This is a genomic window from Psychrobacter sp., assembly GCF_018260395.1.
GTDB lineage: Bacteria > Pseudomonadota > Gammaproteobacteria > Pseudomonadales > Moraxellaceae > Psychrobacter.
This window is the reverse complement of the sequence record NZ_JAGLBC010000117.1, coordinates 1-7,599: the sequence shown is the minus strand read 5'-3', so window position 1 is coordinate 7,599 and position 7,599 is coordinate 1. Positions and strand designations below refer to the sequence as shown.

6 protein-coding genes are annotated in these 7,599 nt (G+C 37.9%); 4 read left to right on the top strand and 2 right to left on the bottom strand.

The genetic code is table 11. The annotated features are described in order from the left end of the window. Nucleotides 1-340: 340 nt before the first annotated feature. Nucleotides 341-1,108: a lysophospholipid acyltransferase family protein gene (locus tag QZ265_RS08660; RefSeq protein ID WP_296405348.1), complete on the top strand. Its 768-nt coding sequence runs from the start codon at nt 341-343 to the stop codon at nt 1,106-1,108. A gap of 178 nt (nt 1,109-1,286) precedes the next feature. Here the strand turns inward: QZ265_RS08660 and QZ265_RS08655 are convergent, their stop codons facing one another. Next, complete coding sequence (locus QZ265_RS08655; protein ID WP_296405344.1) at nt 1,287-2,327, bottom strand: aldo/keto reductase; 1,041 nt, start codon at nt 2,325-2,327, stop codon at nt 1,287-1,289. Nucleotides 2,328-2,532: 205 nt separating this feature from the next. Next, nucleotides 2,533-3,051, bottom strand: coding sequence for a peptidylprolyl isomerase (locus QZ265_RS08650; protein WP_296405342.1), 519 nt, complete (start codon nt 3,049-3,051; stop codon nt 2,533-2,535). 580 nt (nt 3,052-3,631) lie between these two features. On the opposite strand from QZ265_RS08650, the gene rpsL reads away from it, so the two are divergent. From rpsL to fusA, 3 genes are all read left to right on the top strand, one after another. After that, nucleotides 3,632-4,006: a 30S ribosomal protein S12 gene (gene rpsL, locus QZ265_RS08645; RefSeq protein ID WP_007395523.1), complete on the top strand. Its 375-nt coding sequence runs from the start codon at nt 3,632-3,634 to the stop codon at nt 4,004-4,006. Nucleotides 4,007-4,159: 153 nt separating this feature from the next. Continuing rightward, nucleotides 4,160-4,633: a 30S ribosomal protein S7 gene (gene rpsG / locus QZ265_RS08640; RefSeq protein WP_296405346.1), complete on the top strand. Its 474-nt coding sequence runs from the start codon at nt 4,160-4,162 to the stop codon at nt 4,631-4,633. Between the two features lie 489 nt (nt 4,634-5,122). Continuing rightward, the gene (fusA, locus tag QZ265_RS08635) at nt 5,123-7,252 is read left to right on the top strand and encodes an elongation factor G (RefSeq protein ID WP_296405340.1); all 2,130 of its coding nucleotides are present in this window, start codon (nt 5,123-5,125) and stop codon (nt 7,250-7,252) included. Nucleotides 7,253-7,599: the final 347 nt, after the last annotated feature.

The following is a 7,599-nucleotide window of genomic DNA, read 5'->3' as shown; positions in this document are numbered from 1 at the left end:
TCGAGGTAAAATCTAGATTCGGAGCCGTTGCACTTCGTAATTGAATCCAAGAAGTTTAGTTTTTATAAAACTGAGCAAAATAAATATAGCCATTTTTAGACCATAACTTATTTAATTTGCATATAGGTACACGCCTTAAGTATATTCTAAAATTATAATGAAACCTAAATGGACTTAAACAGGAATTTTTATGGAAAAAGACGTTCAAACTAATGATTATGATCACCCTACTAGAGACAAATTCATTACTGGCTCTAAGAATAAAGGTGATAAACATAAAGGCGAAAAAAATAAAGGTCTTAAAAATAAAATAAGTGGTAAAGTGCCTGGTATTAAACTTATGAATAGGCAATGGCAACGTGCTCAAGTATTAAAAGGCATGACTGAAACTATGGTAGGTGGCTATCGTGCGATTACCAAAGTTGATGGATGGGGCGAGGTTCCTAAACGTGATGATTTGCCAAAATATAACAAAATATTTTGTCGCAATATGGCGGCCGCTTTTAATGTAGAAGTGGTTGCTGTTGAGCCTTTACCTGATACCCACGGATTATGGGCAGCCAACCACATTTCATGGATGGATATCCCCGTATTAGGTAGTGTGGTACCTGCTTTTTTCTTATCAAAGGCTGAAGTTGAAGCTATGCCTGCTTTCGGACGTTTGGCACGAGCTTGTGGATCATTGTTTATCAAGCGAGGCTCTGGCGACTCAGGAAAAGTAGCAGATCAAATTGCTGAGTTTTTAACAAAAGGGTATTCAATCCTTTTTTACCCAGAAGGTACCACCACTGATGGGACTAATATTAAAAAAATATATGGCAAATTATTACAAGCAGCCATGGATGCTAATAAACCTATTCAGCCACTTGTGCTATGTTATGTTAATGCCAAAGGCGAATTAGACGACAAAGTCCCTTTTGTTGGCAAGACCTCCTTTACCAAAAGCTTCTTAAATGTGATGGATAGTGACCCTGTTACTGCTTATATTCTACCTTTAGAGCAAATTGATACTTTAAATAAAACGCGTGATGAGCTAACGATCGAACTTCATGAATCAATGCAAAAAGGATTACAAGAGTTGCATAACCGTGTCCTTACTAAAAAATAGTTATAGTCACTTTATTTAAACTTTATTTTATTTTAGACAGTTCATTAAAATTGGCTACTTGAACTAAGTTAAAAAAAACACTGCTTACTTAATTGTGAGCAGTGTTTTTGTTTAAAGCTTTAAGGTAGCGTCTATATAACCTATCTACATAGCTTAAATTATATGGCTTTGGTTAAAGCTATGGCGATGGGTTAGGTTGTTGACGATGAACGTCTTCAATAGCGTCTAAAACCTCTTGGCTTAATTCAACATTGATACTGTCGATATTGGTTTGTAGTTGCTCTATTGAAGTGGCGCCGATAATATTACTGGTGACAAAATGTCGACTGTTCACAAAAGCCAGTGCCATTTGCGCCATATCGAGTCCTGCTTGTTCAGCAATTTGTGCATATTTTTCAGTAGCCCATCTGGCTTCGTCATTGGTATAACGCTGGAAACGATCATACAATGTCAGCCTTGCACCCTCAGGCTGTTCGCCATTTAAGTATTTACCCGATAATACTCCAAATCCTAAAGGTGAATAAGCCAGTAGCCCCACATTCTCACGGTGGGATATTTCTGCCAATCCCACTTCATAAAGACGGTTAAGTAAGCTATAAGGGTTTTGGACAGTAATTGGGCCTTCTAAACCTGCCTTTTCTGCCTCCCACAAGTAGCGCATCACACCCCATGCGCTATCATTAGATAATCCAAACGCTCTTATACGTCCTTTTTTTATTTCAGCGTTTAGCGCTTCAATAGTCTCTAAAAAAGGGGTCAAATTAGTTAGATCTTGAGCAGCCATCTCCTCAGTGTACCCTCGAGTGCTGAAGTAGTTGGTTCTTCGCTCAGGCCAATGTAGTTGATAAATATCAATATGATCTGTCTGTAAACGCTTTAAATTAGCGTCTAAAGCTTCTGAGATATGCTTGGCATTAAATCGAGTTTTGCCATCTCTTAAAAAGTCCATTGGAGAGATTTTACTGGCCAATACCACCTCATTACGCTTTTTGGTTTTGGCAAACCAAGTGCCTATGAAACGTTCGGTATCGCCTTGTTTATCTTTGGAAGGTGGTGAGGGGTACATCTCAGCAGTGTCCCAAAAGTTCACCTCTTTAGATAAGGCAAAGTCCATTTGCTCATGGGCTTCAGCTTCTGAATTTTGTTGACCCCATGTCATAGTGCCTAAGCATATTTTAGAAACTTTATCACCAAGTTTTGGCAATGTAGTAAATTTCATTGTTAATTCCTCTATACCAATTTTGTTATTTTAATTCAGTTCATTCATTAAATTTAATCGTTTTAAAAATCGTTTATTAACCATACATAACCCTGTATATAGATTCTATAATAGCTATGTAAGTAGGGTCTTTGATTAACGGGTTGTCACGAGATTACAGTAATTTAGAACAAATTTTGGATAGATCGCATTAATTGCTTTTTTGCTACATTAACTGCACGCCTGTTTGTCCAGGAGGTGTGACCTTAAAAACTTGAACTTTAAATAACACAGGCTGACCGGCAAGTGGATGGTTAAAATCCACTTCCACCTCTTCATCTGTTACTTTACTGATAACTCCTGGTAAAGTGTTTTTCCCTTTGTCTTCAAACTCCATCATCATACCTACTTCAGGATTGGGTTCAGATAAAGCAAATTGAGCAGCGCTAAAGCTTTGTAAATTGTCTTCATTCCATTCACCAAAAGCTTGTTCTGGATCAAGATGCGCCGTGCGAGTGTCTCCGGCACGAAGATTATTAAGCACGCTTTCAAAGCCTGGTAATAAACTGCCGTCACCAATGGTTAAGCGAACTGGCTCAGGACGACTAAACGTAGTATCGATAACGGTACCGTTTTCCAAAGACACTTCAAAGTGAAGCTGTACTTGACTACCTTGGGTAATTCGGGTGTCTTGATTTGGATTAATAAAGGTAGTTGCATCTGCAGAAGAACTTAAATTATTCATGGTGAAATCACTTAAAGTTGCTAGTAGGAGTAGGGTAGATAATTTTAAACTTTGAGAATTTAATAAAAGTTAGAGAGTCGCAAATAGTTAGCCAATAATAATTAACCACTTATAACTAAACAATAATAACTAACCAATAATAATTAAATAGTTATAAAAGTTGTCGGACTATAAAGGATTTAGAAAATCATAAATTTTTTATATGGATATATAAGCTGATTCTAATCTCAAAGTTTAAGTCTCAGTAGTTTATCATAAAGCAAAATAACAGGGTTCTAAGCGTGTTTATATTGAGTGTAAATTTATTACAATATCTTGGCGCTTAAGAGTTTTTGGCCATAACTTAAAATAAGCAATATGATGACATTTATAGAAGATTTATAAAGTCAATAGGGACTTGAGTATTCTCCAATTAGTCTATATAATATAGTGTCCGAAAAATGGGTAAGCTGTCGTAGCATTTATATAACCTTTATATGCATTTAAGGTTTTTATCTTGAAGCTATATGCGGTTTAAAATGACAGATGACGGTTTTAAAACCCATTTTTTTGTATTTAATAAACGGGAGAAGGATGCCTTATGGCAACAACTAACCAATTGATTCGCAAGGGTCGTAAAGTATTAAAGGAAAAGTCTGGTGTTCCTGCTTTACAATCATGCCCACAACGTCGCGGTGTATGTACTCGTGTATATACTACCACGCCTAAAAAACCAAACTCAGCCATGCGTAAAGTATGTCGTGTACGTTTAACTTCAGGTTATGAAGTATCTAGCTACATCGGTGGTGAAGGTCATAACTTGCAAGAGCATAGTGTAGTACTTATCCGTGGTGGTCGTGTTAAAGACTTACCAGGTGTACGTTATCACACTGTTCGCGGCGCACTTGACTGTGCAGGCGTTAAAGACCGTAAGCAAGGTCGTTCTAAATATGGTGCTAAGAAGCCTAAGGCTTAATTAGCAAATTACTAAGTAACATGCATGGGTTTGGTGTTCTGCTGATTAGCGAACATACCACCATGCAGTAAGGCTGGCTGGTAACCACTATTTAAAACCTGTAGTCATATATGGTTATGAATGCCAGACAACCCTGAAGATAAGGAATATATTATGCCAAGACGTCGCGTCGTCGCTACTCGTGAGATCCTACCGGATCCAAAATTTGGTAGCCAAACTATCGCAAAATTCATCAACCACGTTATGGTTGATGGTAAAAAATCTACTGCAGAACGTATTGTATATGGTGCATTAGAGCAAGTATCTGAAAAACGCAACATCGAAGATCCGGTTGCATTTTTTGAAGAAGTACTTGAAAACGTTCGCCCAATGGTTGAAGTTAAAGCTCGCCGTGTTGGTGGTGCAACGTATCAGGTTCCTATGGAAGTACGCCCCTCCCGTCGTACAGCTTTAGCGATGCGTTGGTTAGCCGATGCAGCTTCTAAGCGCTCTGAAAAATCTATGGCACACCGTTTAGCGGGTGAGCTAGGTGATGCTTCAGAAGGTAAAGGTAATGCAGTTAAAAAACGTGACGAAGTTCACCGTATGGCAGATGCTAACAAAGCATTCTCTCATTATCGCTTCTAAATCTCAGTATCGCTTCTAAAGCAGTTACTTGATGTTAATATTGTGTGCATAAACTAAAGCAATATTAATGTCTAAGTTAGTAGGTAAAGATCAAAATATAAATAAGTTGTTTTAGGGCTATTAAGAATTGCGATTGTTAATAGCCTCACTCTATAAAAATTACACAAATTAAGGTTTGCTTAGTTTCTTAAGTGTAAGTTAAAGCAGACAATAAGCGTTTAAATAAACAATAAGCTCAACAGATAATAAGCGTTAAAACTAATAAGTTTTTGATAAGTGCTGGTGAGTTGGGATAACTGCCTAAAAACACAGTCAGTTTTTTTCTAACTAATCGATGTTTCATCAATTGGTGCATAATAGGCTGGTGTTAATATAGCTATCAGCATTTGTATCATAAAAATGTCATCTTAAGAAGCTATTGTAGCCTCCTGCCTTTCACAAACTCGTAGAACGAAATAAATTATAAAGATATTCCATTAGGAAAAAATTATGGCACGTGCAACCCCCTTAAACCGATATCGTAATATTGGTATTTCAGCACACATTGATGCTGGTAAAACAACCACAACTGAACGTATCTTATTCTATACCGGTGTAAGTCACAAAATCGGTGAAGTACACGATGGCGCTGCAACAATGGACTGGATGGAACAAGAGCAGGAGCGTGGTATTACTATTACTTCGGCTGCAACGACTTGTTTTTGGTCTGGTATGGCTAAGCAGTTCCCAGAACATCGCATTAACATCATTGATACCCCAGGCCACGTTGACTTCACTATCGAAGTAGAGCGTTCAATGCGTGTACTTGACGGTGCATGTATGGTTTATTGTGCGGTTGGTGGTGTACAGCCTCAGTCAGAAACAGTTTGGCGTCAAGCTAATAAATATAAAGTACCTCGTCTAGCGTTCGTTAATAAAATGGACCGTGTTGGTGCTGATTTCTACCGTGTTAAAGAGCAAGTTAAAACCCGTTTAGGTGGTACACCTGTTGCTATGGTTATCCCTATTGGTAAAGAAGATGACTTCGAGGGTGTTGTTGATTTAATCACGATGAAAGCTATTTATTGGGATACAGAATCTCAAGGTATGCAGTTTGATGAGCGTGAAATCCCTGAAGAGCTTAAAGAAAAAGCTGAAGAGTATCGTAGTGAGCTTGTAGAAGTTGCTGCTGAAGCCAATGAAGAGTTAATGAATAAATACTTAGAAGGCGAAGAGCTTACTAATGATGAAATTCATGCAGCTATTCGTCAGCGTACTATTAATAATGAGATTATCCCAATGTTCTGTGGTACTGCCTTTAAAAATAAAGGTGTACAAAAGATGTTGGATGCGGTTATTCAGTATATGCCAGCCCCTCAAGACGTACCTGCTATTAAAGGTATTCTAGATGACAAAGCTGAAACTGAAGGTACTCGTGAAGCTTCTGATGAAGCTCCGTTTGCTGCGCTTGCATTTAAAATTATGAATGATAAATTCGTAGGTAACTTAACTTTCGTACGAGTTTACTCAGGTGTTATTAAGCAAGGTGAAAGCGTTTATAACCCAGTTAAGATGAAGCGTGAGCGTGTTGGCCGTATTGTACAGATGCATGCAAACTCGCAAGAAGAGCTTGAAGAAATTCGCGCTGGTGATATCGCTGCTCTAGTTGGTATGAAAGATGTTGGTACTGGTGATACCCTTTGTGATGAAAAAGAAATCATTACTCTTGAGCGTATGGAATTCCCTGAGCCAGTGATTAGTCTTGCTGTTGAGCCAAAAACAAAAGCTGACCAAGAAAAAATGTCAATTGCTCTTGGCCGTTTGGCAAAAGAAGATCCTTCATTCCGTGTTCATACAGATGAAGAATCAGGTCAGACTATTATCAGTGGTATGGGTGAGCTTCATCTAGAGATCCTTGTAGATCGTATGAAGCGTGAATTTAAAGTTGAAGCTAATATTGGTGCACCACAAGTTGCATACCGTGAAACAATCCGTGGTACAGTTGAACAAGAGGGTAAATTTGTTCGTCAAACGGGTGGTCGTGGTAAGTTTGGTCACGTATGGTTAAAGCTTGAGCCTATAGATTTAGACTCAGGTATTGATTATCAGTTTGAAGAACAGGTTGTGGGTGGTGTTGTACCTAAAGAATATCATGGCGCAGTTGATAAAGGTATTCAAGAGCGTATGAAGAATGGTATCCTTGCAGGTTACCCAATCGTTGGTGTTAAAGCGATTCTTTATGATGGTTCATACCATGATGTTGACTCTGACGAACTATCGTTCAAAATGGCTGGTTCAATCGCGTTCAAAAAAGGCTTCATGAATGCAAACCCAGTACTTCTTGAGCCAATTATGAAAGTTGAAGTTGAAACTCCAGAAGAATATATGGGTGATATCATGGGTGACTTAAACCGTCGTCGTGGTATGGTTCAAGGTATGGATGATTTACCTGGTGGCACTAAACAGATTCGTGCAGAAGTACCTTTAGCAGAAATGTTTGGTTATGCTACTAACGTTCGTTCTATGTCTCAAGGCCGTGCAACATACTCTATGGAATTCCAAAAGTATGCTGAAACACCTAAGTCTGTAGCTGAAGAGATTATGAAGAAATTCTCTGGCAAAGATGACGACGAAGAGTAGTATTTATTGTTTAAGTGAGTGACAAATATAATTCTGAACATAAAAGTCTGTATTAGTCAGGCTTTTATATTAAAACTTTTAAGTTATACCAAGCCACATTATTCCTATAAGGAATAGATTGTAATTAGTTGGTGAATTTATGACCAATTGCGTATCAGGGGCTTGTCATTTACTAAGGTTTTCTTATATTATTTGTCATTAACTTGATAAGCACTTTCGAGAATATTATTATCTGACACTAGATCAATAACCTTAAGTTATTATTCCTAGCTGTTTTAATTGAATTAAGATTTAATAAGAGGATACACTCATGGCAAAGGCCAAATTTGAACGATTAAAGCCACACG